The 25,514-nt window shown below is 30.5% G+C and carries 18 protein-coding genes, 4 tRNA genes and 3 rRNA genes; all 25 read right to left on the bottom strand.

What is annotated here, in order from left to right:
• Positions 1-9: 9 nt before the first annotated feature.
• The 25 genes from OMES3154_RS01550 to OMES3154_RS01430 all read right to left on the bottom strand — a co-directional run bounded on the left by OMES3154_RS01550 (position 10) and on the right by OMES3154_RS01430 (position 25,471).
• Entirely contained in the window at positions 10-1,494 is a 1,485-nt protein-coding gene (locus tag OMES3154_RS01550; RefSeq protein ID WP_156683064.1) for a sugar ABC transporter ATP-binding protein, read from the bottom strand.
• The gene (rbsD, locus tag OMES3154_RS01545; RefSeq protein WP_156683063.1) at positions 1,494-1,895 is read right to left on the bottom strand and encodes a D-ribose pyranase; all 402 of its coding nucleotides are present in this window, start codon (positions 1,893-1,895) and stop codon (positions 1,494-1,496) included. Before rbsD ends, OMES3154_RS01550 begins: the two co-directional genes overlap by 1 nt.
• Complete coding sequence (gene rbsK, locus OMES3154_RS01540; protein ID WP_156683062.1) at positions 1,882-2,808, bottom strand: ribokinase; 927 nt, start codon at positions 2,806-2,808, stop codon at positions 1,882-1,884. Before rbsK ends, rbsD begins: the two co-directional genes overlap by 14 nt.
• Before the next feature lie 147 nt (positions 2,809-2,955).
• Complete coding sequence (locus tag OMES3154_RS01535; protein ID WP_156683061.1) at positions 2,956-3,441, bottom strand: dihydrofolate reductase; 486 nt, start codon at positions 3,439-3,441, stop codon at positions 2,956-2,958.
• The gene (locus OMES3154_RS01530; protein ID WP_156683060.1) at positions 3,425-4,027 is read right to left on the bottom strand and encodes a TrmB family transcriptional regulator; all 603 of its coding nucleotides are present in this window, start codon (positions 4,025-4,027) and stop codon (positions 3,425-3,427) included. The genes OMES3154_RS01535 and OMES3154_RS01530 overlap by 17 nt, the downstream gene beginning before the upstream one ends.
• Positions 4,027-5,358, bottom strand: coding sequence for an MATE family efflux transporter (locus OMES3154_RS01525; RefSeq protein WP_156683059.1), 1,332 nt, complete (start codon positions 5,356-5,358; stop codon positions 4,027-4,029). The genes OMES3154_RS01530 and OMES3154_RS01525 overlap by 1 nt, the downstream gene beginning before the upstream one ends.
• On the bottom strand, positions 5,358-6,152 hold the full coding sequence (locus tag OMES3154_RS01520) for an endonuclease/exonuclease/phosphatase family protein (RefSeq protein WP_156683058.1): 795 nt from the start codon (positions 6,150-6,152) through the stop codon (positions 5,358-5,360). Before OMES3154_RS01520 ends, OMES3154_RS01525 begins: the two co-directional genes overlap by 1 nt.
• A 1-nt stretch (position 6,153) precedes the next feature.
• The gene (locus OMES3154_RS01515; RefSeq protein WP_156683057.1) at positions 6,154-7,038 is read right to left on the bottom strand and encodes a LysR family transcriptional regulator; all 885 of its coding nucleotides are present in this window, start codon (positions 7,036-7,038) and stop codon (positions 6,154-6,156) included.
• A 27-nt stretch (positions 7,039-7,065) separates the two neighbouring features.
• Positions 7,066-7,142: transfer RNA gene (locus OMES3154_RS01510), tRNA-Met, on the bottom strand.
• 68 nt (positions 7,143-7,210) lie between these two features.
• Positions 7,211-7,287 (bottom strand) — tRNA-Asn (locus OMES3154_RS01505).
• Between the two features lie 11 nt (positions 7,288-7,298).
• Positions 7,299-7,407 (bottom strand): 5S ribosomal RNA (gene rrf / locus OMES3154_RS01500).
• Positions 7,408-7,457: 50 nt separating this feature from the next.
• A 23S ribosomal RNA gene (locus tag OMES3154_RS01495) occupies positions 7,458-10,363 on the bottom strand.
• Between the two features lie 86 nt (positions 10,364-10,449).
• Positions 10,450-10,525 (bottom strand) — tRNA-Ala (locus tag OMES3154_RS01490).
• Positions 10,526-10,539: 14 nt separating this feature from the next.
• Positions 10,540-10,616, bottom strand: a tRNA-Ile gene (locus OMES3154_RS01485).
• 53 nt (positions 10,617-10,669) lie between these two features.
• Positions 10,670-12,181: ribosomal RNA gene (locus tag OMES3154_RS01480) — 16S ribosomal RNA — on the bottom strand.
• The 16S, 23S and 5S rRNA genes sit together here with 4 tRNA genes alongside, the layout of an rRNA operon.
• 254 nt (positions 12,182-12,435) lie before the next feature.
• Positions 12,436-12,765, bottom strand: coding sequence for a thioredoxin (trxA, locus tag OMES3154_RS01475; RefSeq protein WP_156683056.1), 330 nt, complete (start codon positions 12,763-12,765; stop codon positions 12,436-12,438).
• A gap of 79 nt (positions 12,766-12,844) precedes the next feature.
• Positions 12,845-14,185 (bottom strand): H2O-forming NADH oxidase, encoded by a 1,341-nt coding sequence (nox, locus tag OMES3154_RS01470; RefSeq protein WP_156683055.1) that lies wholly within the window; start codon positions 14,183-14,185, stop codon positions 12,845-12,847.
• A 179-nt stretch (positions 14,186-14,364) separates the two neighbouring features.
• The gene (locus OMES3154_RS01465) at positions 14,365-14,631 is read right to left on the bottom strand and encodes a PTS transporter subunit EIIB (protein WP_156683054.1); all 267 of its coding nucleotides are present in this window, start codon (positions 14,629-14,631) and stop codon (positions 14,365-14,367) included.
• 8 nt (positions 14,632-14,639) lie between these two features.
• Positions 14,640-17,207 (bottom strand): leucine--tRNA ligase, encoded by a 2,568-nt coding sequence (gene leuS / locus OMES3154_RS01460; RefSeq protein WP_156683053.1) that lies wholly within the window; start codon positions 17,205-17,207, stop codon positions 14,640-14,642.
• Positions 17,208-17,335: 128 nt separating this feature from the next.
• Positions 17,336-18,658: a carbohydrate ABC transporter substrate-binding protein gene (locus OMES3154_RS01455; protein WP_156683052.1), complete on the bottom strand. Its 1,323-nt coding sequence runs from the start codon at positions 18,656-18,658 to the stop codon at positions 17,336-17,338.
• A 17-nt stretch (positions 18,659-18,675) separates the two neighbouring features.
• Positions 18,676-18,837 carry a DUF6903 family protein gene (locus OMES3154_RS01450; RefSeq protein ID WP_156683051.1) on the bottom strand — a complete coding sequence of 54 codons (162 nt, stop codon included), beginning with the start codon at positions 18,835-18,837 and terminating at the stop codon, positions 18,676-18,678.
• A complete protein-coding gene (locus OMES3154_RS01445) occupies positions 18,834-19,703 on the bottom strand; it encodes a carbohydrate ABC transporter permease (protein ID WP_231679243.1) in 870 nt (289 codons plus the stop codon). The genes OMES3154_RS01450 and OMES3154_RS01445 overlap by 4 nt, the downstream gene beginning before the upstream one ends.
• Before the next feature lie 9 nt (positions 19,704-19,712).
• Positions 19,713-20,603: a carbohydrate ABC transporter permease gene (locus OMES3154_RS01440; protein ID WP_156683050.1), complete on the bottom strand. Its 891-nt coding sequence runs from the start codon at positions 20,601-20,603 to the stop codon at positions 19,713-19,715.
• 8 nt (positions 20,604-20,611) lie between these two features.
• On the bottom strand, positions 20,612-22,783 hold the full coding sequence (gnpA, locus tag OMES3154_RS01435) for a 1,3-beta-galactosyl-N-acetylhexosamine phosphorylase (protein ID WP_156683049.1): 2,172 nt from the start codon (positions 22,781-22,783) through the stop codon (positions 20,612-20,614).
• 147 nt (positions 22,784-22,930) lie between these two features.
• Positions 22,931-25,471: a M1 family metallopeptidase gene (locus OMES3154_RS01430; protein WP_156683048.1), complete on the bottom strand. Its 2,541-nt coding sequence runs from the start codon at positions 25,469-25,471 to the stop codon at positions 22,931-22,933.
• Between the last annotated feature and the right edge of the window lie 43 nt (positions 25,472-25,514).

Raw genomic sequence — 25,514 nt, 5'->3', positions numbered from 1 at the left:
ACCTCTCCTTTAATTTATTGAAGCTTTCATTATTTTTTCTTGTGTTGCTTCACTTTTATCAAATTCTTTAGTTATTTTTCCATTTGCCATTACTATTATTCTATCACTTAAACCTAAAATTTCTGGCATTTCAGAAGAAACTAATATTACAGCTATGCCATTTCTTTTCAATTCATTTATAAGTAAATATATGTCTCTTTTAGCACCTACATCTATTCCTCTTGTTGGTTCATCTAATATTAAAACCTTAGGATTTGTCATTAAGGCTTTTGCTATAGAAACTTTTTGTTGGTTTCCTCCACTTAATTTTTTTATTAAAGTTTTAATACTTGGTGCTTTTACTCCAAACTTTACTATATATTTATTAACTTCTGATATTTCTTTTTCTTGGTCTATCATATAAAAAGAGTTTTCAAAATCTTTTATAGAAGATATACTCATATTTTCTTTTATACTCATTCCTAGTATTAATCCGTCTTTTTTTCTATCTTCAGATACGTAATATATTTTATTTTTTAGTGCATCTTCTACACTATTTATTTCCACATTTTTATCATCTATTTTTATTTGTCCAGTATCTCTTTTTAAACTTCCGAATATAGTTTTACATAATTCTGTTCTTCCAGCTCCAACTAATCCTGAAATACCTAAAACTTCACCCTTTTTTAATTCAAATGATACATTTTTTATATATTTATTTGTTAAATTATATACTTCTAATACAGTTTTCCCTTTTTCAACTTTTTCATAAGGGAAGTAATCTTCTATCTTTCTTCCTACCATATATTCTATAAGTTTTTTTTCATCTATATTAGCTACTTTTTCTTCGCATATATATTTACCATCTCTAAAAATTGTAACATCATCACATATTTCAAAAATTTCTTTTAACCTATGAGAAATATATACTATTCCTTTACCTTGTTTTTTTAGTTCTAGTATAACATTAAATAATTTTACTATTTCTTTATCTGTTAGTGCATCAGTTGGCTCATCCATTATTATAAGGTTTGCATTTTGAGATAAAACTTTTGCTATTTCTATCATTTGTTGTTCAGCTATACTAAATTCTTTAACTTTTTTATGTAAGTCATATTCTATACCTAGTTTAGAGAATATTTCTAAAACTTCTTTTTCCATTACCTTATAATCTATTTTACCAAACTTATTTACTCTTTCTCTTCCTAAAAATATATTTTCAATAACTGATAATTCTGGTAGTAAGTTTAGTTCCTGGTGGATAATTCCTATACCTAAATTTATAGAATCCACTATTGACTTATATTCAACCTCTTTACCCTCGTATAAAATTTTACCTGAATCTTTTATATATATTCCTGTAATAATTTTCATCAATGTAGATTTACCTGCTCCATTTTCACCAGCTAGAGCCATTATCTTACCTTTATAAACATTAAAATCAACATTATCAAGAGCAATTACACCAGGAAATGTCTTAGTTATATTTTTTAACTCCAATAATTTTTCTTCCATTAAAATACTACTCCTGACTTTAATATAATATTAGCATAAGGAGTATATTCTCCTGTTCTAATGATTGCCATTGATTTTTTTGTTTCTTTTTTAAATTCTGCATGTTTTACATATTCTATTTTTATATTTTCCTTAGATAAAATTTCAATTATTTCATCATGTAATTTAGGTGATATTTCTTTCATTTCACTTGCCATTATTACAGCTTCTACTTTTAATTCATCTAAAACCACTTTAAATGTATCAATAAAACTAGGTATCCCTTTTTCTAGCGCTAAATCAATTCTTTTAACATCATTTGGTATTGGAAGTCCAGCATCACAAATAACTAAAGAATCTGTATGTCCCATTTTTGAAATCACATAAGAAATTTCTGAATTAATTAATTTATTTTTTTTCATCTTCGTTCTCCTTTATAAATTTATATATTTCATCTAAAGTAGGAATAGATTCCTGAGCCCCTTTTCTAGTAACAACTATAGCTGATACTGCTATTGCATACTTTATTGCTTCATCTATATTAGTGTCTAAAATTTTAGAAGCAAATGCACCTATAAATGAATCTCCTGCAGCCGTTGTGTCTACGGCATTTACTTTATATGCTGCATACTTTTTAATATCATTTTTATCATCAAATAGTACAACACCTTTTTCACCTAGTGTTAATATTATATTTTTAATATCTTTTTCTTTCTTTATTTTTAACAAGTTTTCTAAATAATTTTCATCTTTTATAGATTGTTCAAATATAAATTCCATTTCTGTTTCATTAACAACTAAATAATCTGTATTTTCTAATTTTTTTTCAGAAACTTTTTTTGCTGGTGCTGGATTATATATAGTTAGCTTGTGATTTTCTTTTGCCTTTACTAATGTATACTCTACAACCTCTTCTGGAATTTCATTTTGAAGTATAATTATATCATTATTTTTTATAGACTCTATATTATTATCAATATCATCTTTTTTTATTTCTAAATTTGCACCTCCAACTACAATTATTGAATTATCTGCGTTCTTATCAACCGATATTATAGCTCTTCCTGTAGGGAAATTAGATTTTAAAATTGTACATTTTATGTCAAAATTTTCTAAATTGCTTATTAATTTTTCTCCTTCTTTATCAAATCCAACCATTCCTAACATTTCTGTTTTTGTCCCTAATTTAGAAACACAAACTGCCTGATTGGCTCCTTTTCCTCCACAGCTTTCATAATAGCTTTTAGCAAATATTGTTTCTCCTTTTTTAACGAAATTCTCTACATTAAATGTCATATCAACATTAAGACTCCCAACTATTAATGCTTTTCTCATTATTTTCTCCTTCTTCAAATTGGTATCGATACCATTTTATACCCTGAAAATTTTGAAAAAGCAAATTTTTTATTTGTTATTTTTTGACTTCATATATTTTTTTTGGTAACGCTACCATTTTTATATAAAAAAAATTAGCCCTTAAGACTAATTCTTATATACATAAGCATAAAAGTCATCATATTCTTTTATCATTTCTTTTTTGTATCCATATTCTTCTAATTTAGGAAAGTATAACTTGTTTTCGCTTTCTTTTATTAATACATGATCTTTTAATATAGAAACATATATTTCAGAAGGTATATATTTTTCTAAAAAATACTTGTAGGTATTGTATCCTCCACATATAAAAATTTCTTTATTTTCACCTTCTAGTTTTTCAATTAACTTAGGTACATCTACACTATAATCTAGTATATATACATCTCTAGTTTTTCTAATTTTATCTATCGGTACGTATTTTGAAGTATTTACACCAAATAATAAACTGTGTCCCATTGTTTTTTCTTTAAAGTAATTAAGCTCTTCTTTTACATCCCATAAAAGTCCATTACCCATTGCATTTTTAGAACCCATTAAATTATCTTTTGTTATACATACTATCATTTTTAAATTTTTAATTTTCTTTTTCATACTTTTTAATTATTATACTATTTTTAGTATATATCCCTACTGCATAATTATCATTTAATCTTGCTACTAAAATCTCACTATCATCTATTAAAATATATACTTCATTTTCATCTAATATATTTTTACTAATAATTTCCAGTTCAGTTTTTGCTTGAATCTTACTATTATCAATTTTACCAGATACAACAATTTTTTTAGTTGCTTTTTCCATCATTTCATTTAGCTTATAATAAAAATTATTAAGCCCCGATATATTATATACTTCATTAAATTCTTGAGGTCTATATATCATTTCAAGTTCTAAGCCTAGTGTTTGTAAAACATTTTCATATACAATTTTAATTTCTTTTGTTAAAATTTTTGGATCTTTTGGTACATAATTTTTTAAATTTTCACTACTTGGTATTAATGTTATATATTCTAGTTCTAGTAAATCTTCTAATGCTTTATACACACTACTTCTAGGTAAATCTAATTCTTTAAATATTTGAGTTCCGTTGTATCCAGGATTTTTTAATAATTCTATATACACTAAGGCCATCGAATCACTAAATCCTACTTTTTTTAATTTTTCAACTAATTCCACTATATCACCTTTCTTATCCACTTATAGCTTCTATATCTTATTATACAAGGTATTAACTTAATAATTTCATCAGCGTAAGATACTATATACACTAAATAAACTGGAAGTGGGTATACAGTACTAAAGTAATATGTAATTGGGACTGCTACAAACCACAGTGGTATTATTTCTATTAAAATAGAGAACTTTAAATCTCCTCCTGCTCTGAATATACCCACTAAAAATAGCATAGTATATGAAGAAAAAATAGTTGTAAATGACACTGAGTATATTATACTTCTTGTTAGTATATATATATTTTCAGGGACTTTCATAAATCTTAATACTACTGGAGCTGATATATTTAGTAAAATCACTATTATGATTATTAAGAAAATAAAAAGCCTTACTATCTTATTTGTATATTCAATAACTTTTTCCTTATTATCATTTCCTATTTCATTACCCACAATTACAGATGTTGCTGCTGTAACCCCTACAAACATAGTAAATAGTAAGCTATTTATATTATTTGCTATTTGTATACTTGAAAATTCATTAACTCCCAACTTACCATAAAATGAAGCTTTTAATGATATTGCAAGTACCCATAAAATCTCATGTACAAATGTTAATAGTGACACTGCATAACATTTTTTTACAAATGATATATTAATCGTCTTAATTTCTCCTATATTAGGTATTAGTTTTACCTTCTTTTTAAACAAAATAAACATAAGGAATACTAAGTTTGATAATCTTGCTATTATTGTAGCAACTGCTGCCCCTTTTACTCCATATATAGGTATTAATACTGTATTTAATGATACATTCACTAAAAGTCCTACAATAGAGGCATAAAGCGTATATTTAGGTAAATTAATAGATCTTAATAGTATTGAAAATACCATTCCAATTCCTGTTAATGGAAATGTCCATGCTACTATTTTTAAATAATCTATTCCTAATTTAATAACTAGAGAATCATTAGTATAAAACGAAATAATTCTTTTTGTAAAAAAAGTAGAACCTAAGAAAAACGGAAGTACATAAACTAAAGATGTTAAAAGAAAAACTAAAACAAGTTTTCTTAAATTTGAATCCTCTCTTGCACCATAGTACTGAGAAGCTAGGACATTAGCACCACTCATAAGCCCAAATAAAGAAATTATAAAGATGAAAAATACTTGGTTTGAAACACCTAGCGCACTAATTGCAGCTGGTCCAAGATGTAAAATTTCATCAGGCTTTCCTACCATAAATATATCAACAAAATTTATAAAATTATAAACTAAGTTTTCTATTGTTATTGGAATAGCTAGATATAGTATCCTTTTATATATACTTGACATTAATCCTCCTTATTATCCATTTCTATGAAAACTAATAAATGATCTGATATATACTTTCTAATTTCTTCATTATTATTCTTTGTAAAGTTATATACCCCATATCTATTTGTAAAAGCATTTGTATTATTTAAGTTTATAAATATATTATCATAACTACTAGCAAGTCCTTTTTTAGATAAGGTAGTTTTATCCACACTAGGATCTAAAATATTTGAAAAATTTTCTTTTTTTAAATTATCAAACGCCTTATCTGTAGCTGGTAAATTAAAATCACCTAAGATGATAATATCATCTTGATTTGTTAATTCTTTAAAATACTTATACACATCTACGTATTTACTAGCTTCTTTTGCTCTTTGTTTAGGATTATCTCCAAATATTGAATGCACTGGAATTAGTAAAAAATCTAATTTATTAGATTTAACATAAAATGCACTTGGCTCTCTTATAAACTCATTTTCTTTTTCCCTATATTTACCAATCAAAGAAACCTTTTCAACTATATTTTTTTTATACATTACTGCATAATATTCTTTATATTTCTTAGAACCTACTGCGCTACTTATCTTGTAGTCATATGTATTATCTAACTCACTAACTAGTCTATCTAAACCATTTTTATTCATAACCTCTTCTAATGCAATAATATCAAATTTTGATATTATTCTAGCCATCGTCTTATAATCTTTTTTACTTGTTCCTAAATGCAAAGCATTAAAACTTGCTACTCTAATTATTTCCGAGTATGAAAAAAAAGATATAAAACATATTATACTCAGTATAATTTTTTTCATCTTATTCTCCCCTTAGTGGTTTTGTAATATCTTCTTCCTTTAAGTATAGTATAAAGTCATTTAAAAGTGCATTATCAAAATTATCTTTCAAATATATTATTTGAAATTTACTATCTGTTTCTTTAAATTTATGTAAAATTTTAAATTCTTTTTTTTCTAATTTATCATATGCGCTGTAATACGGTAAAACTGCATATCCTAAACCCATAGATACCATATTCTTTATAGTTTCTATACTTCCATTTACTATCATCTCATTCTTATTTTTAAATCCTACTAAATTTTCAAACTTATCAATGTAGTAACTTGCTCTAATATTATCACGACGTAGCAAGAAAATATCTTTTAAATCGTCGTATTTTTTTACAAAATTAGGAGCTGCAACTATAAAAGGATATTCTTCTGTATAAATAACCTTTAAATCAGCATCTTCTAAGATTTCTTCTTCTGTTAGTACTAAATCTATCTCAGCATCTTTTAATTTATTAATAAGAGAGTTTGTATTTTTTACATATATATCAAAACTGACCCCTTTATTTTTACCAATATAGTCTTTTAGTATTCTTGGTAAAAGAGGTTCTCCTATAATATGTGATGCTCCAATTATTAATTTTGATTCTTTATCATCAACAATTCTTTTTACTTCATTTTCTACTCTTGTAACTTTTTTAAATATATCTTTTGTTATCTTATATACCTTTTTCCCAGCTAAGGTTAATTTGAAGTTTTTAGAATCTCTTTCAATTAACTTAATATCTAAACTAGTTTCTAATTTTTTTATTTGTATTGAAACAGCTGATTGACTAATGAATAAATTTTCACTAGCCTTTGTAAAACTTCTTGTTTTACAAACTTCATAATATACTTTTAAAGCATTTAAGTCCATAATATCATACCTCCAAATATAAAAAAATGGTGTCTAAGAACGGAATCGAACCGTTAACCTTACGGGTATGAACCGTATGCTCTAGCCGATTGAGCTACCTAGACACGTATAATACTTTTGTATATTAACATAGTATAAATATTTTGTCAACATACATAAACTCTTAAAAAAATGGCGTCCTTGGTTGGATTCGAACCAACGACCCTCTGGTTAACAGCCAGATGCTCTAACCGACTGAGCTACAAAGACATCCAATTTTAATTTGGCAACTACCTATTTTCCCGCTTACGAAGTATCTTCGGCGTTCACGTGCTTAACTGCTAGGTTCGATATGTTACTAGGTGTATCCACGTGGCTATTATCACCAAATTTATTGTTCTAGGACAATTAGAAATAAATAGTAGTAGTAAAATATTACAGTAGTAAAGCTTTCGATATATTAGTACTAGTCAGCTAAATGTATTACTACACTTACACCCCTAGCCTATCTCCTCCTAGTCTCGAAGGTATCTTTGAATACTTATCTTGAAGTCGGCTTCTCACTTAGATGCTTTCAGCGATTATCCGTTCCAAACGTGACTACTCTGCCATGCCACTGGCGTGACAACAGATACATCAGCGGTTTGTCCATCCCGGTCCTCTCGTACTAAGGACAGATCTTCTCAATATTCTACGCCTGCAGTGGATAGGGACCGAACTGTCTCACGACGTTCTGAACCCAGCTCGCGTGCCTCTTTAATGGGCGAACAGCCCAACCCTTGGGACCTTCTCCAGCCCCAGGATGAGACGAGCCGACATCGAGGTGCCAAACACTTCCGTCGATATGGACTCTTGGGAAGTATCAGCCTGTTATCCCCGGGGTAGCTTTTATCCGTTGAGCGATGGCCTTTCCATTCAGTACCACCGGATCACTAAGTCCTACTTTCGTACCTGCTCGATCCGTCAATCTCGCAGTCAAGCTCCCTTTTGCCTTTACACTCTTTGGTTGATTTCCATCCAACCTGAGGGAACCTTTGAACACCTCCGTTACTCTTTTGGAGGTGACCGCCCCAGTCAAACTGCCCATCTAGCACTGTCTCATTTTATTGATTAGAATTTCAACAATATATGGTTGGTATTCCAACATTGACTCCATATTTACTAGCGTAATTACTTCTTAGTCTCCCAACTATCCTATACACACATTGCCAAAACCCAATGCCAAACTACAGTAAAGCTCCACGGGGTCTTTCCGTCCTACTGCAGGTAAGCGGTATCTTCACCGCTATTACAACTTCACCAGGTCTCCAGCCAAGACAGCTCCCAAATCATTGCACCATTCGTGCAGGTCAGAACTTACCTGACAAGGAATTTCGCTACCTTAGGACCGTTATAGTTACGGCCGCCGTTCACCGGGGCTTCAATTCGAATCTCTCAATCCTCCTCTTAACCTTCCGGCACTGGGCAGGTGTCAGCCCATATACGTCGCCTTCCGGCTTAGCATAGACCTGTGTTTTTGGTAAACAGTTGCTTGGGACTCTTCACTGCGGCCTATCTCAGCTTCGAAGTACTTATCTTCTCACTTACCATAGGCACCCCTTCTCCCGAAGTTACGGGGCTATTTTGCAGAGTTCCTTAGCTAGAGTTATCCTGTCGGCCTTAGGTTTCTCACCCTGTCCACCTGTGTCGGTTTACGGTACGGGCACTTAATCTCCTCAGTAGAAGTTTTTCTCGGCAGTGTAGGATCTGTGACTTACACTTATTGTGCTTACCCATCACCTTTCACGTTTAATTATACGGATTTGCCTATATAATCACGCTATTGGCTTAGAATAACTATTCCGTCAGTTATCTCACATACCTTCCTGCGTCACTCCATCCCTTCAATCGTTGATTTAGTGGTATAGGAATATTAACCTATTTTCCATTCGCTATGACATCCCTGTCTTCACTTAGGTCCCGACTCCCCCACGGCTGACAAACATTGCCGTGGAATCCTTGGACTTCCGGCCAGTATGATTCTCACATACTTTCTCGCTACTCATTCCTGCATTCTCACTTCTGATACCTCCAGATCGTCTTTCAACTCTCCTTCTACAGCTTACAGAACGCTCTCCTACCAACATATTTACATATGTTCCAAAGCTTCGGTTTATGTCTTAGCCCCGTTAAATCTTCGGCGCAGATACTCTCGACCAGTGAGCTGTTACGCACTCTTTCAAGGTATGGCTGCTTCTAAGCCAACCTCCTGGTTGTTTCTGAATATCCACCTCCTTTCCCACTTAGACATAATTTGGGACCTTAGCTGTTGGTCTGGGCTTTTCCCCTCTCGACCATGGACCTTATCATCCATAGTCTCACTCCTAATTATTAATATATGGTATTCGTAGTTTGCATGACTTCACTAAGCTATACGCCCGCTAGGTCAAACAGTGCTCTACCCCCACATATCTTCTATTAAGGCTGCACCTAAATGCATTTCGGAGAGAACGAGCTATCTCCTAGTTCGATTGGCTTTTCACCCCTATACCTAACTCATCTCCCATCATTTCAACGGCGGTGAGTTCAGTCCTCCACAAAGTCTTACCTTTGCTTCAACTTGGTCAGGCATAGATCACTAGGTTTCGCGTCTATAACATACGACTATCGCCCTTTTAAGACTCGGTTTCCCTTCGGCTCCGCTTTACTTAACCTCGCCATATATCATAACTCGCAGGATGATTAACCAAAATCCACGCAGTCACCCCTTAGGGCTCCTACCGCTTGTAAGCGTACGGTTTCAAATTCTATTTCACTCCCTTACTCAGGGTTCTTTTCACCTTTCCCTCACGGTACTCTCCACTATCGCTTAGTAAAAGTATTTAGCCTTATGTGATATGGTCCACACTGATTCACACCAAATTCCTCGTGCTTGATGCTACTCGGGTTATATATATACTCATATACTATTTACGCCCTACAGGACTATCACCTTCTTTGGTCTAACTTTCCAGTTATGTTCTGCTTCGTAGTATACTCATACTGTCTTATGGTAATTGACTAATATATACCCTCTACCCCATAATAGCAACGATACCCTCTTGGCACTACTATGGTTTAGGCTCTTTCCCGTTCGCTCGCCGCTACTTAGAAAATCGTTTTTACTTTCTTTTCCTCCTGTTACTTAGATGTTTCAGTTCACAGGCTTACCTCTTTCGTGTATATTCTTCTAATATACAGGTTCTCCCATTCGGATATCTTAGGATCTATGTCTATATGCGACTCCCCTAAGCTTTTCGCAGCTTATCACGTCCTTCTTCGGCTTTTACTAGCTAGGCATCCTCCGTACGCCCTTATTTAGCTTTCTCTTTCTCTTTTTAACTCTATCTATCTCTTTTGTTAAAGTTGTAATATTTTACCTACTATTCATTTCTCATTGTCCTAATAATTTTATGGTGGAGATAAGCAGGATCGAACTGCTGACCTCCGCAGTGCAAGTGCGGCGCTCTCCCAGCTGAGCTATATCCCCATAATTTTCTTTTTTGGTGGGCATGAGTGGACTCGAACCACTGACCCCTGCGTTATCAGCACAGTGCTCTAACCGCCTGAGCTACACGCCCTTATTCAAAGATAATTTGCAAACAAGATAAGAAGTCTTTTCATTTCTCCTTAGAAAGGAGGTGATCCATCCGCACCTTCCGGTACGGATACCTTGTTACGACTTCACCCCAATCACTATTCACACCTTAGGTACTTCCCTCTTTACAGTTAGGCCAGTAACTTCAGGTGCAAACAACTCTCGTGGTGTGACGGGCGGTGTGTACAAGGCCCGAGAACGTATTCACCGTGATATTGCTGATTCACGATTACTAGTGATTCCAACTTCATGGAGTCGAGTTGCAGACTCCAATCCGAACTAAGAGTAGCTTTTGAGTTTTGCTTAATGTCGCCATCTTGCTTCTCATTGTACTACCCATTGTAGCACGTGTGTAGCCCAGATCATAAGGGGCATGATGACTTGACGTCATCCCCACCTTCCTCTAGCTCTTCGCTAGCAGTTTCATTAGAGTCCCCAACTTAATGATGGCAACTAATGATAGGGGTTTCGCTCGTTGCGGGACTTAACCCAACATCTCACAACACGAGCTGTCGACAGCCATGCACCACCTGTCTTACGGTTCCTATAAGGCACAACAAAGTCTCCTTTGTCTTCCGTAGATGTCAAGATCTGGTAAGGTTCCTCGCGTAGCGTCGAATTAAACCACATGCTCCACCACTTGTGCGGGCCCCCGTCAATTCCTTTGAGTTTCATTCTTGCGAACGTACTCCCCAGGCGGATCACTTATCGCTTTTGCTTCGGCACAGAGATTTGACTCCCCACACCCAGTGATCATCGTTTACAGCTAGGACTACCAGGGTATCTAATCCTGTTTGCTCCCCTAGCTTTCGCACTTCAGCGTCAGTTTCTGTCCAGTGAGTTATCTTCATCATCGGCATTCCTACACATATCTACGAATTTCACCTCTACTCGTGTAGTTCCACCCACCTTTCCAGTACTCTAGCATTACAGTTTTGTAGGCAAGACTATGGTTGAGCCACAGCTTTTCACCTTCAACTTGTTTTGCCGCCTAGATGCCCTTTAAGCCCAATAATTCCGGATAACGCTAGCGACATACGTATTACCGCGGCTGCTGGCACGTATTTAGCCGTCGCTTCTTCTGTTGGTACCGTCATTTTTTTCTTCCCAACTAAAAGTGCTTTACAATCCGAAGACCGTCATCGCACACACAGAATTGCTGGATCAGAGTTACCTCCATTGTCCAATATTCCCCACTGCTGCCTCCCGTAGGAGTAAGGGCCGTATCTCAGTCCCCTTGTGGCCGTTCACCCTCTCAGGCCGGCTACCTATCATCGCCTTGGTAGGCCTTTACCCCACCAACTAGCTAATAGGACGCAAAGCTCTCCACTAGTAATCTCTTTTTCATTTGCAGTAGATGCCTACTACTAACTTATCCGGTTTTATCAGAAATTTCTCTCTGTTATCCCAGTCTAGTGGGTAAGTTCTTTACGCGTTACTCACCCGTCCGCCATGTGCCTTGTAAGCAAGCTTACTTAGCTCATCGACTTGCATGTGTTAAGCATTCTGTCAGCGTTTATCCTGAGCCAGGATCAAACTCTTCATTCAATTTATTTTTCCTTGTTTTTTTTCACCTTATTGTCTTTTATCTTAACTTGTTTGCATTTGTTTTTATTATCTTTTCATTGTTCTTATCAAGCTTTCTTTCCCGCTTGACAAAATATATATTAGCAAATATATCTTCGTTTGTCAACAACTTTTTATTTTTTTTTGTTATTTTTTTCTAAAAAGCTCTAAAACCCTTATTTTTAAAGCACAGAAAAAAGCAACATAGCCTAAACTACATTGCCTTTTAAAACGACTTATTTTCCAATAATTCTTGCTACTTCTTTTTTAAGAGTTTCTTTGTCTCTTCCACCTATAAATGTTTCTAATACATTAGGTCCTTTAAATACTATTAATGTAGGTATAGATCTAACACCATATATTGCTGCTAATTCTTGATAACTATCTATATCTACCTTTATTATATTATAATCTACTTCAGATTGCATTTCTTCTAAAACTGGTCCTAATGCACGACAAGGTCCACACCATGTTGCAAAAAAGTCAACTAGTGCATATTCTGATTTTGAAACTTCTTCTATTAAGTCATCTCTTGTTTTTCCACCTTCATAATGTACTAATGCCATTTTATATCACTCCTTTTTTCTTTTGTAATAAATATATTTTAATATATATCCATTATTTTGTAAATAGGTTACAAAATGGTTACTTTGCACCTAATGCTGCCATAGTAATATAGTTATATGGTTTATTAAAGTGTGGTAAGAAGAATATATCTAATAGTTTTAACTTGTCTATAGTAACTTTTTCTTGTATAGCTAAACTAAACATATGTATTCCCATTGACATATCGTGATAACTTGCCATTTGAGCTCCAACTACTCTTCTTGTTGATTTTTCATAAACTATTTTAATTTTAACTAATTCATTTGGTTCTTTTTCAATAAAGTCTGCTTTTTGTTTATCTTCAAAGTAAGTGCTAGAAACTTCCATACCGTATCTTTTAGCTGCTTCTTCAGTTAATCCTGTTGATACCATCTTGTATTTATATATGCAAATTCCATTTGATCCTTGTACTCCTAATGATTCTAATTCTACTCCACCAACATTTAATGCAGCAACTATACCTGATCTTACACTATTAGTTGCTAATGCTATGTAGTCAAAATCATCTTTTGCATTATTGTATACTGTAGCACAGTCTCCTATAGCATATACATCTTTTAAACTAGTTTCTTGTTTTTTATTTACTAAATAAGCCCCATTTCTAAATGTTTCTAATTCATCTTTTAATAAAGCTGTATTAGGTTTAAATCCAACACATAAAATAACCATGTCAGTTTTGATTTCACCTTTACTAGTTTTTACTGCCTCTACTTTTTTATCACCTAATATAGCTTCTACTGTTTCTCCAAAGTGTAAATCAATACCCTTATCAGCTAATACCTTATTCATATCTTTTCTAAATTCTATATCATAATATGTGCTTAAACATTCATTAGCTGAATCTAATAAAGCTACTTCTTTTCCATTTAATTGGAATGCTTCTGCTAATTCAACCCCTATATAACCTGCACCAACTACTGTTACATGTTTAATATCTTTATTTGTATTTAATTTTTCTATTACTTCTTTAGCATTTTGGAATAATTTAACAAATTGAACATTTTCTAATTCACGTCCAGGAATTGGAATTTCAATTGGTAAAGATCCAGTTGATAATACTAATTTATCATATGATTCTACATATTCTGTTCCATCTAAAATATTTTTAGCATAAACTTTTTTCTCTTTAGTATCAATTCTTGTAACTGGTGTATTCATAAATATTTTTGCACCTTTTGATTCTAGTGTTTCTTTATTTGAATAGAATAATCCATCAGAACCACTTATTTGGTTACCAATCCATAAAGCCATTCCACAACCTAAAAAACTAATGTTGTTATTTGCATCAAATACTGTCACCTCTAAATCTTTAAAATTGTCTAACATTGTGTTAATACATGCTGTTCCTGCATGGTTTGCACCTACTACAACTACTTTCATATATCTCGTTCCTCCTTGTATAATATACTATATTATAACATGAATATTTTTGTTTAGCTAAATTTTTCACTAACCAAACTAGTAAAATAAAGGAATGTTTTTTTTGGTAATTAAAAATACAGTTATTTTTTTCACTATTCGAAACAAAAAAAGAAGTCCCTAAGAACTTCCTTCATATTTTAGTCTTCGTAGTATAATACTTTTATAGCATCAGTTACTGGTGCTACCATAGTAGGCCCAACTACTATTTGAAGATAATCTTCACCTGAGATCAATACTTCTTTAGCTCCTGCTTTTACTATAGATTTAATATCTACCTTGTCTATATTTTTAACTTCTACCCTAACTCTTGTTGAACAATTATCAAGTGAAACAATATTTTCTTTTCCACCAACATTTTTAAATATTTCGTTTGCTATTTCCTTATAATCTTTTGAAAAAAACATACTTCCTCCTATCTTATAACTATATTTACTAATTTATCTTTTACATATATTATTTTAACAATTTCTTTACCATCTGTAAATCTTTTTATATTTTCTGAATTTAGTGCATGTTCTTTTGCTACTTCCTCACTAAATCCTAATTTTAATTTAATAGTATCTCTTAATTTTCCATTTACTTGAACAACTAAATTTACTGTATCTTCTTTAGTTAATTCTTCATCATATTTAGGAAAATCCTTATTAAATGATATATCTTCTTTTAATTCACCTAGTAATTCGTCTGCTATATGTGGTGTAAATGGAGCTAACATTAAAATCATATTTAGTAATGCTTCATACCATATTTTAGCTGACTCTTGTGTTTCATTTTTGGCTTCTATTACATCATTAAAGTATTTAGACATTACATTTAATAATTCCATAAGTGCTGCTATTGCCGTATTAAAGTGGAAATTATCTTCCATACTTTCTATAACTTTTTTAATAGTTTGATGTAATTTTCTTTGTAATTCTGTATCAAATTCACTTCTATTATTTAAGTTTATCTCACCTTTTTTAGCAAATTCTAACGATTTATCAAATAATAATACGAGTCTATTTATAAATCTATACGCTCCTTGCACACCATTACTGCTCCATTCTAATTCTTGTTCAGGTGGAGCTGCAAATAGTATGAATAATCTTGCAGCATCTGCTCCAAATTCATCTACTATATCAATAGGATTTACACCATTATTTTTAGATTTACTCATTTTTTCTAATTTAGAAACTAATTCTTCTCCTGTTTCTTTGTCATAGGCTATGTTATTTTTCACTTCAACATCTTTACTAAATAAGTATGCTCTTTTTTCTTTAGAGTAGTATGAATAAGATAATACCATTCCTTGAGTTAACAATCTTTTAAACGGTTCATCTGTATCTAGGTAATTCATATCTCTTAGAGCTTTATGTATAAATCTAGCATAAAGTAAGTGCATTACTGCATGTTCTATCCCACCTATATATTGACTAACTGGTGTAAAGCTATTTGCATCTTCTTTTTTAAATGGTTCTTTTTCATTTTTAGGATCTAAATATCTTAAATAATACCATGATGAATCAACAAAGGTATCCATTGTATCTGTTTCACGATATCCTTTTTTACCATTTGGTAATATAACATTTTTATATTTTTTAGATGTTTCAATAGGATTTCCTTGTCCTGTAAACTCTATATCATCTGCTTGTAATACAGGTAGATTTTTTTCTTCTTCTAAATAAATATTTCCATCTTCATCATATAAAACAGGAATTGGTGTTCCCCAATATCTTTGTCTACTTATTAACCAGTCATGTAATCTATAATTTACTTTTTTTCTACCTAATCCTAGTTTTTCTAATTTTTTAACAATTTCTTTTTTAGCTTGGCTATTTTTCATACCATCAAATTCACTAGAATTTATTAAATGCCCTGCACCTGTATAAGGCATCTCTAATTCTTTATCCGGCTTTATAACTTCTTTTATTTCTAAATTATATTTTTTTGCAAACTTATAGTCTCTTTCATCGTGAGCTGCTACTGCCATAACTGCTCCACTACCGTACGACATTAAAACATAGTTTGCTATGTATAATTTAATTTTTTCATTAGTTAATGGGTGTATTACATAAAGCCCACTAAATATACCTATTTTTTCTTTGTCATCTGATTCACGAGATATTTTATCTTCATTTAACATAGAATCTATTTCATCTTTTAATTCAGGACTATTTTTTAATACTAAGTCATTTACTAATGGATGTTCTGGCGCTATTACGCAATAAGTAACTCCATATAATGTATCTGGTCTTGTTGTAAATACTGATATAGTTTTGTCATAATCAGCTAATTTAAAATCAATTTCAGCACCTGTAGATTTACCTATCCAGTTTTTTTGCATAGCTAAAACTTCACTAGGCCAACCATCTTTTAAAAGTTCTAAATCTTGTAGTAACTCTTCAGCGTAATCTGTGATTTTAAAATACCACTGAGATAATTCTTTTTGTATTACATCAGTTTTACCATGACGCCAACATTTACCTTGTTCTACTTGCTCATTTGCTAAAACTGTATGACAGTCAGGACACCAGTTTACATAAGATTTTTTCTTATATACAAGTCCTTTTTTATACATATCTATAAAGAATTTTTGATTGAACTTATAGTACTCAGCCTTATATGTTTCTATTTCTCTATCCCAGTCATAGCTAAATCCCATAGCTTTTAATTGATTTCTCATTTCTGCAATATTTTTTTTAGTCCAAATACTAGGATGTGTATTATTTGAAATAGCTGCATTTTCAGCAGGTAATCCAAAAGAATCCCACCCAAAAGGATGAAGTACATTAAATCCTCTCATCTTTTTGTATCTTGCTATTGCGTCACCTATTGTATAGTTTTTTAAATGTCCAACATGTAAATTCCCTGATGGATATGCAAACATTTCTAAAACATAATAATTTTCTTTACCTTCTACTTTATTATATGACTTGTATACGCTATTTTTTGACCATATATCTTGCCATTTTTTTTCTAATAATTTAGGATTATATTCCATATTATCACCTCGTTTTTATCTTAAGTCCAATTATACTATATTTTACACTATATTTCTAGTATAAAAAAAGAAGCTAGAATAAGTGAATTTACTTACTCTAGCATAATTAATAAAATTATTTGGAATTACTATTTTATTATATGTTTTCTTAAGATATCAAATTTCTTGATTAAATTATTTCTATATTCATCTATAGATTTTGTTTTATTTACAACTGAATCTATTGAACTATATACTTCATCTTGTATAGTTAATCCTTCAACTGGTTCTGTTGGAACAAATCCACCAACTATTGATTTAGCACCATTTTTGTATAATTCAAAGAATAATTGAGTATCTTTTGGTAATTTATCATATGGGTATGAATTAATTGGTTGTACTGCTTTGTATTTAGCAAATATTTCTGCTGCTTTATCTGAGTATAAGAAAGCTACGAAATCTTTAGCAACTTCTTTATTTTCAGCATTTGCTGGTATCCATACTTGTTCAAAGAAACTATATGCATATCTATCCTTATCTAATTTAGGTAGCGCCATCATTCCCCATTTCATTGTATCAGGAGTTGTGTCTTTCATTTCATCTACAACCCAGAATCCATTAGGTATGAATAATGATTTACCATCAATTATTAATTGTTGATTTTTTCTATAGTTTTGAGCATTTGCGTTTGATACTGTTGTTTTATCTGTATTAGCAAATAAATCTTTTAAAATAGAGAATAATTTATCTCCTTTTTCTCCTTTGAATATTGAACTATCAAAGTTATAGAATTTATTTACACCTTCATAACCATAAACAGATGCTATTGCTGATGGTAAGAATGAATCTAAGTATGATGGTGTTGCATAAGTGAATAATGAAATTCCTTTAGCTTTTGCCTTTTTAGCTAACATGAAAAATTCATCCCAAGTAGTAGGAACAGTGAATCCTTCTTTTTCAAATAAAGTTTTATTATAGAATAATCCAGTTGTTGAATAGAATATTGGCATTAAGTATAAATCATCGTTACCGTATGGTTTTGTAACACCATTGTTTATAAATCCTTCTTCAACTTTTTCTGAAACTTTCTTTTGTTCACCAGGAACTACTCTATTTAAAACATCATTTAAATTTTCTAATGCTTGTTCTTTTATAAAGTTTTCAGTAAGTCCAGCTTTTCTTCCAGTTGCCAACATAACTACATCTGGGTATTGACCACCTTTAATTTTACTTGTTAATTCATCTTCTATTGTTTTAGATTGTGTTAAAATAACAGAAGCTTTTGGATTAACTTCTTCATAAGCTTTCACTATTTCAGGCCATACTTTATCTCCGTATCCACCTTCAAAAGCAGAGAATTTTAATTCTACTTTTTCATCTTTAACTGCTTCTTTACTTGTGTCAGTATTGCTACCACAAGAAAATACTGCAAGCGACATTAATAATGTTGCAAAAACTTTAAATTTTTTCATAATAATCATCCTTCCTATTAATTACTTTTATTATATTTATATAATACATATAATACGCCAAACATCCCTACTAGCATAATTGCTAAGTTTTTTAAACTAGTTTCTCTATGACCATAGTGTAGTAAAAATAGAGAAACTAAAAATATTATTAAATTTATTATTACTTTAATTTTTGTCATTCTTTTGATCCTCCTAATGCCATACCTTGTGTTATCTTATTTTGTACTGCTATATATAGTATTAAAATAGGTAGCATAGCTATAACCATTCCTGCGTATAAAACCCCATAATTTGCAGCTTCTCTACTTGAAGCCATTAATGATAGTAGCCCTACAGGCAGCGTTCTACTGTTATCTGTCATAAGTGTTAAGGCTATTATATAATCATTCCAAAATTCCATAAAATTAAATAAGATTATTGTTATAATACTAGGTCTAGCTAGTGGTGCCATAACTTTTATCATTGTTGTAAAATATCCTGCTCCGTCTATATATGCAGCTTCTTCATATGACTTAGATAAAGTTTCGAAAAATCCTGTTAATATATATATAGTAAACGGCAGTGATGTTGATGCATATACTAAAGCTAGTACAAATAAGTTATTTAAGAAAAATGCTCCTTTTATTAAATGCAGTGAGTTTAAGAATTTATCTCCTTTTAACAGTAATAAAAATATTGGTATTACTATATAACTTACATTTATAAACATCCCAGCTTTTACAAAACTTTTAAGTACATTTACACCTCTAAACTCAAATCTAGCAAGAACATAAGCTGCAGGCACTGCTGTTATAACAAGTAAGAATAATGCCATTGCTGTAACTATTACTGAGTTTAAAAAATATACACCCATTTTTGCCTTTATAAACGCATCAATAAAGTTTTTAAAATAAAATGATTTTGGTATAGAAAATGGATTTCCCATAAATTCTGAATTTTGTTTAATAGAAGCCATAAATACCCACATTATTGGGACTAGTATTGATAGTGTAAATACTACTAACACTAGATATATAAAGGCTTTATATAATTTATCTTTTCTCACATTTCCCCCTTAATATTGTAATACTTCTCTTTTAGTAACAAAACTTACAATAGCTGATACCACAAATGAGAATATAAATACAACAACTCCTATTGCCATTCCATAACCATAACTTTGGTTTGTATATGCTTGATTATACATATATGTTAGAAATACTTCAGAAGCTCCATCAGGTCCTCCACCAGTTAAAATTGTAGCTATTAAAAAACTCATATTTATATTACTAATTATGAAAAATGAGAGCGTTGTTCTTATACTACTCCATATTAATGGAATTGTAACATTGAAAAACTTAACTGCACTATTTGCTCCGTCTATTTCTGCTGCTTCATATATATTTTTTGGTATAGATGACATTGCAGCCATATACATTACCATATAATATCCTAATGCTTGCCATACCATTACTAGCATTATTGAATATATTACTATACTTTGATCTCCTAAAAAACCTAACTCTGGTCCTTTAAGTCCAAAAAAGCCTAGTATTGATACTAATAATCCATTTTTAGAATCATAAATTGCTGCAAATATTCCACCAATTACAACTATTGATAAAACAGATGGTACATAAAATATAACTCTATAAAATGAAGATCCTTTTATCTTAAGATTTACTAAAATACTAGCAAACATCAAAGATAATACTAAAGTAATTATTGTAACATATACTATTAAAAGTACTGAGTTTTGAAAGGCCCTTATAAAATTATTATCATGTATTAATGCTCTAAAATTGTGTAGTCCCACAAACTTTTCACTAAAAGATAGTACAGACAATCTATAAAACGATAATTTAAATACTTCAAATACTGGTAGTACTTTAAATACTGTATAAATTAGTATCGCTGGTAATAAAGAGAAAAATATAAACATTCTACTTGATTTTTTGTTTCCCATAGTCCCTCCTATAACCATTTAATTTCATTTGGTTCTAAACTTATTTCCTTTTTAACTTCATTTTTATATAATATTTTTGCTTTTTTACTTTCATTTGTATTATTTACTACAGCTAGTTTGTTAACTTCACTAAATTCATAAACTTCTACATCTTTTGTATCTGTTATATATATATTAGGGCTTTCACTTTTTGTCGCCCATAATATTGAGTTAAATAACATCTTAGTATTCATTAAACTATAATAACTTTGATTTATATAAACTGCTCTTCCATTTCCATATTCATTTGCAGCTATATTTATACTATAATTACTACTTGCTAATATATCTAAATTTTCATCTAGTCTATATATAAAGTCTGAAGAATCTTCAAAGACTTTACTTTCTAAGATTTCGTTTTTATCTAAGTTATTAAATATATAGTGATCTTTTAAAACTTTTTCATATTTTTGTTCATATTTTGAATATTGATATGTATTTCCTACTTCTTTATCAAGTCCAAATATGTCTGCTAATGAAAAATGTGTTCCTTTATCTTTACTACAAGCACTAGGATCAGCTATTCCTATTATAGCTCCACCTTCATATACAAACTCTCTAATGTTTGTTAATACTTTTTCGTCTAGCCAGTTTTTTCCACCTATAAATGCTGTATTTTCCTTTCCTACATTTATTATTAAATTAAATTCATTTAACTTCTCTTTATTTTTAACATCTTCAAAGTTTATGAACTCAACCTCTATAGGAAGTCCTGCTATAGCTTCTAGTGCTCCTATATATTTATAGTTTTCGTAGTTACCACTAGCATGCCCTGTTCTATTTGCTTGCCAAGATTTTAATTTACCCCAGCTATTTAAAATAGCTACTTTTTTGTCTAACTTTTTACTTTTAGTATCTTTTGTAATATCATGAATTTCTCTAAATTGATTACATATATTTTCTACATATTCTGTAAATCCAACTTCTTCATTTGCTAAACTTAGATATCCTCCAAATCCTATTCTATCTACATTTTTAACTAGCATAGCACGTCTTGTTCTATACCAGTTGTTTTTTAATTCTTTTAATGCTTGTCCTGATTTATCAAATACATCTGGGAAGAAATATGGTAAAAATCTTATTTCTTTTATAGCAACATCTTTTGTATCAGATACCATTCTAACATCTACTCCACATTCAGCAGATCCAACTAAACCATCAAGCCCAATCTTTTTAAAGTTTTTAGAATAAGGTTCTATTCCTATCCAGTTATCCCCTATAAACATAATTGCTTTTTTATTATATTCATGAACTATATCTACTATTTTTTTAGCTTTTTCACAAACAAATTCATTTACAAAATCTACATAATCTAAAAACTTTTTAGATGGATTTCTAAATTGGTTATTATAGTATCCTCCATCAGCAATGTCTTCTAAAGTTAATTCATATGATTTAGCTTTTTTAAATTTTTCTAACATTTCAACACTTACTGTACCACTGTAACCAAACCAATCTCCGTATTTTTGTCTTTTTTTATTATCATACATTACCATAAAGTGGTAGAAAAATGTTGTAAATCTTACTACATCAACATTTGTTTTAATTTCTAACCAATTTTTCATATTTTCTAACATATGATTATATGTCTTATCATATACTGCATCAAAAGGTGTGCTTTTATCACCTGTCCAATTATTTGTTAGATGATTATACATATGTGTAATATCCCAAACTTGTTTTGCTAAAAAGTTTACTGTGTATTCATTGAATTTTTTTGCATTTTCTATTATCACAAAACCATTTTCATAGTGATATTCACTCTTATCTAATATCTTATTTGTTGTTTTATTTATAACTTGCATTAAATCAAGTGCTTTTTTATCTTCGTTTACTTCTAACTGTTCTTTATAGTATGTTTTTAAAAGTTCTATTTTCAAGGTGTTAGAAAAAGCAGTATTTCTATCAGTCACTAAAACAGCATTTATAATCTCATCAGGATTTTCATTTGCCCATTTCTGGTCACCTCTAGCGACAAAATATGTTGCATAGATTATCTGGTCAAGATTCTCAAAGTAATTATTTAGTTTTGTTCCATCACTATTTCTTATTGCATCACTACCCCATAATCCCATTAATTTTTGAACTAATTCTTCTTTACCTTCTTCTATAGGCAGTGTTACTCTTCCTCTACTATTCATTTTTCTAATCCTTTCTTTTAAAGATATCTATAGTACATTATATTACTACTATTTAAAAAGTCAACGAAGTAAAATTGGTAAAAAGTAGTTAAAATTTTACCAAAAGTAGTAAAGAAAAAAAGACACATTGTGCCTTTTATTCTTGCTCTATAGCTTAATTTCTAGTATCTTTTTATCAACTTTTTCTTTTTCTTTTTCTACTAAAGCTACTCTTGAACTTATTTCATTTATACCCATTGATATTGAACGAGAAAGTGAAACTTCGTTTAATTTAGGTGTAAAGAATTTAGTATATTCATCTAAGTATTCTCTTGTTTTAAAGTATGCTGCAGAGTATATAACAAAACGATCAAATGACATATCTCCACCTAATGTTTTAATTATCCATTCCCATTCATTACATGCAAAGTCCCAGAATTTTTTCATACTGAAGTCATTTGCTAAAAACGGTGCATACCAACTCATAGCTAAATCTTGTGGTTTTACTATATCCTTATTTTTTAATATTGATATAACCTTATCAACAGTTTCTTCATTACTTGTATAAGATAATGCTTTCGATATTTGTCTTTGGAAATTAGAATCAGTTGTATTAGCATACATATCTATATATTTTTCAACTAATTTCATATTTTCATTTGTTTTAACTTCATTTATTAATACAAATGCTCTAATAGATGATGTTACATCTTCTAAGTTAGCTTCGTTTTCTTTATACACTTTTTCTAATTTTTCTGATACATCTTTATTATTAGCATAAATCATATTAGATAATACTATTTGTCTTACCATTTCATCTTCATCTGTATCATTTTCTCTAGGAATAGATCCTAATCTTTCATAACTTAATCTAAATACTTCGTTTACAATTTTTTGGAATTTATCATGAACATCACTATTTGGAGTTATAAACACTTTTATACTTGCTATTATGCTAGATAACATAGAACTTACTAAATATGAACTTTCATTTTTAAATTTAACTAATAAGTCTAGTAATCTAACATATGATATATATCCACCTTCTGCTAGTAATCTTGTATCTTGTAATATTTGTAATTTAGTTATTTCATCTAATTTATCTAAATCACTTAATATGTCATTTAGTAATTCGTCATCATAATTTACTATATAGTGCGCTGTATTAGTATCATTTAATCTAAATGAAACTCCATTTTCTTCTCTTAATTTAGAGTAATTATCTATAACTATTTCTTTTTCTTTTAAAGTTTCTGGCATATTAGCATAATTAGAATTTAATGGTACTTGCCACATTCTATTTTTATCAACATGTTCACCTATAAAGAATTGTTTTTGAGATATAACTAGTTTATCATTTTCTTTTTTAACACTTACTACAGGATATCCTGGTTGTTCTAACCAAGAATTCATAAATTCATAAACATCTAAATTAGATTTACTTGATAATGCGTCCCATAGGTTTTTACCTATTGTATTTGAGTATGAATTTTTCTTAAAGTATTCTCCTAAACCAGAAGAGAAGTTTTCATCTCCCAACCATCTTCTTAATTGATGCATTAGTCTACTTCCTTTTGCATAAACTATAGCAGGGTCAAATAGAGTAACTATTTCATCTGGATGTTTTACTTCAACGTGTACTGATTGTACTCCATCAACAGCATCTCTTTTTAATGCCCCTAAAACACCTGATGTTTGGAAATCCTCTAATATATTCCAACTTGGTTCTATACTATCTATACATACATATTCCATCATATTAGCAAAACTTTCATTTAACCATAAATCATCCCACCATTTCATTGTAACTAAGTTACCAAACCATTGGTGAGCTACTTCATGTGCTATTACTAATGCTACTTGTTGTCTACTTGATACGCTTGAGTTTTTATTAACTAATAGGTATACTTCTCTATAAGTTATTAGACCCCAGTTTTCCATAGCTCCAGCTGAAAAGTCTGGTAATGCTACGTGGTATGAGTGAGGTAATGGATATTTTACTCCAAAGTATTTTTCATAAAATTCTACTGATCTTACTGCTATATCTAATGCAAAATCTAATTCTTCTAATTTATGTGCTCTTGTTGAGAATATTCCTATTTCAACTCCACTATTTGTTTTTGCTTTTTTACTTTGCATATCACCTACTGCAAAAGCAAGTAAGTAAGATGACATTTTAGGTGTTTTTTCAAATCTATATATTCCGTCTTGTTCTCTTTTTTCAACTTCTATTTCTGGCATATTAGATATTACAAAACTATTTTCATTTTCTTTTTTATCAAATTTAATATTTAATTTAAATACTGCCTTTGCTTCAGGTTCATCAATACAAGGGAAAACTTCTCTTGCAAAGTGACTCTCAAATTGAGTAGAAATTATTTCTTTTTTTACACCGTTTTCTGTGTAATATGAAGGATACATTCCAGTCATATTATCTGTTATAACACCACTGAATTTAATTTCTAATTCTACTTCACCTGTTTTATCTAATACTATATCAACTGCTTCTCTTTTATCATCTACTGAAAATGAATAAGATCCTACTGAAGATATATTTAATTTCTTTTGATGTAATGATATTTTTTTATCATTAGCAATACCTTTTACTTTAACTATTCCAGAGAATGTTTTTTCAGCTCTATTAATATCTAAAAATATATCATATATTTCTGGAACAAACTTTTCTATTAAACGCTCTACTTTATTCATAATAATCTCCTTTTTCACTTTTTAAGTAATAATAACACAAGTA

Source organism: Oceanivirga miroungae (assembly GCF_902505095.1).
Taxonomy (GTDB): Bacteria; Fusobacteriota; Fusobacteriia; order Fusobacteriales; family Leptotrichiaceae; genus Oceanivirga; species Oceanivirga miroungae.
The sequence above is the reverse complement of the archived record's forward strand: the minus strand, read 5'-3'. Positions and strand labels throughout refer to the sequence as shown.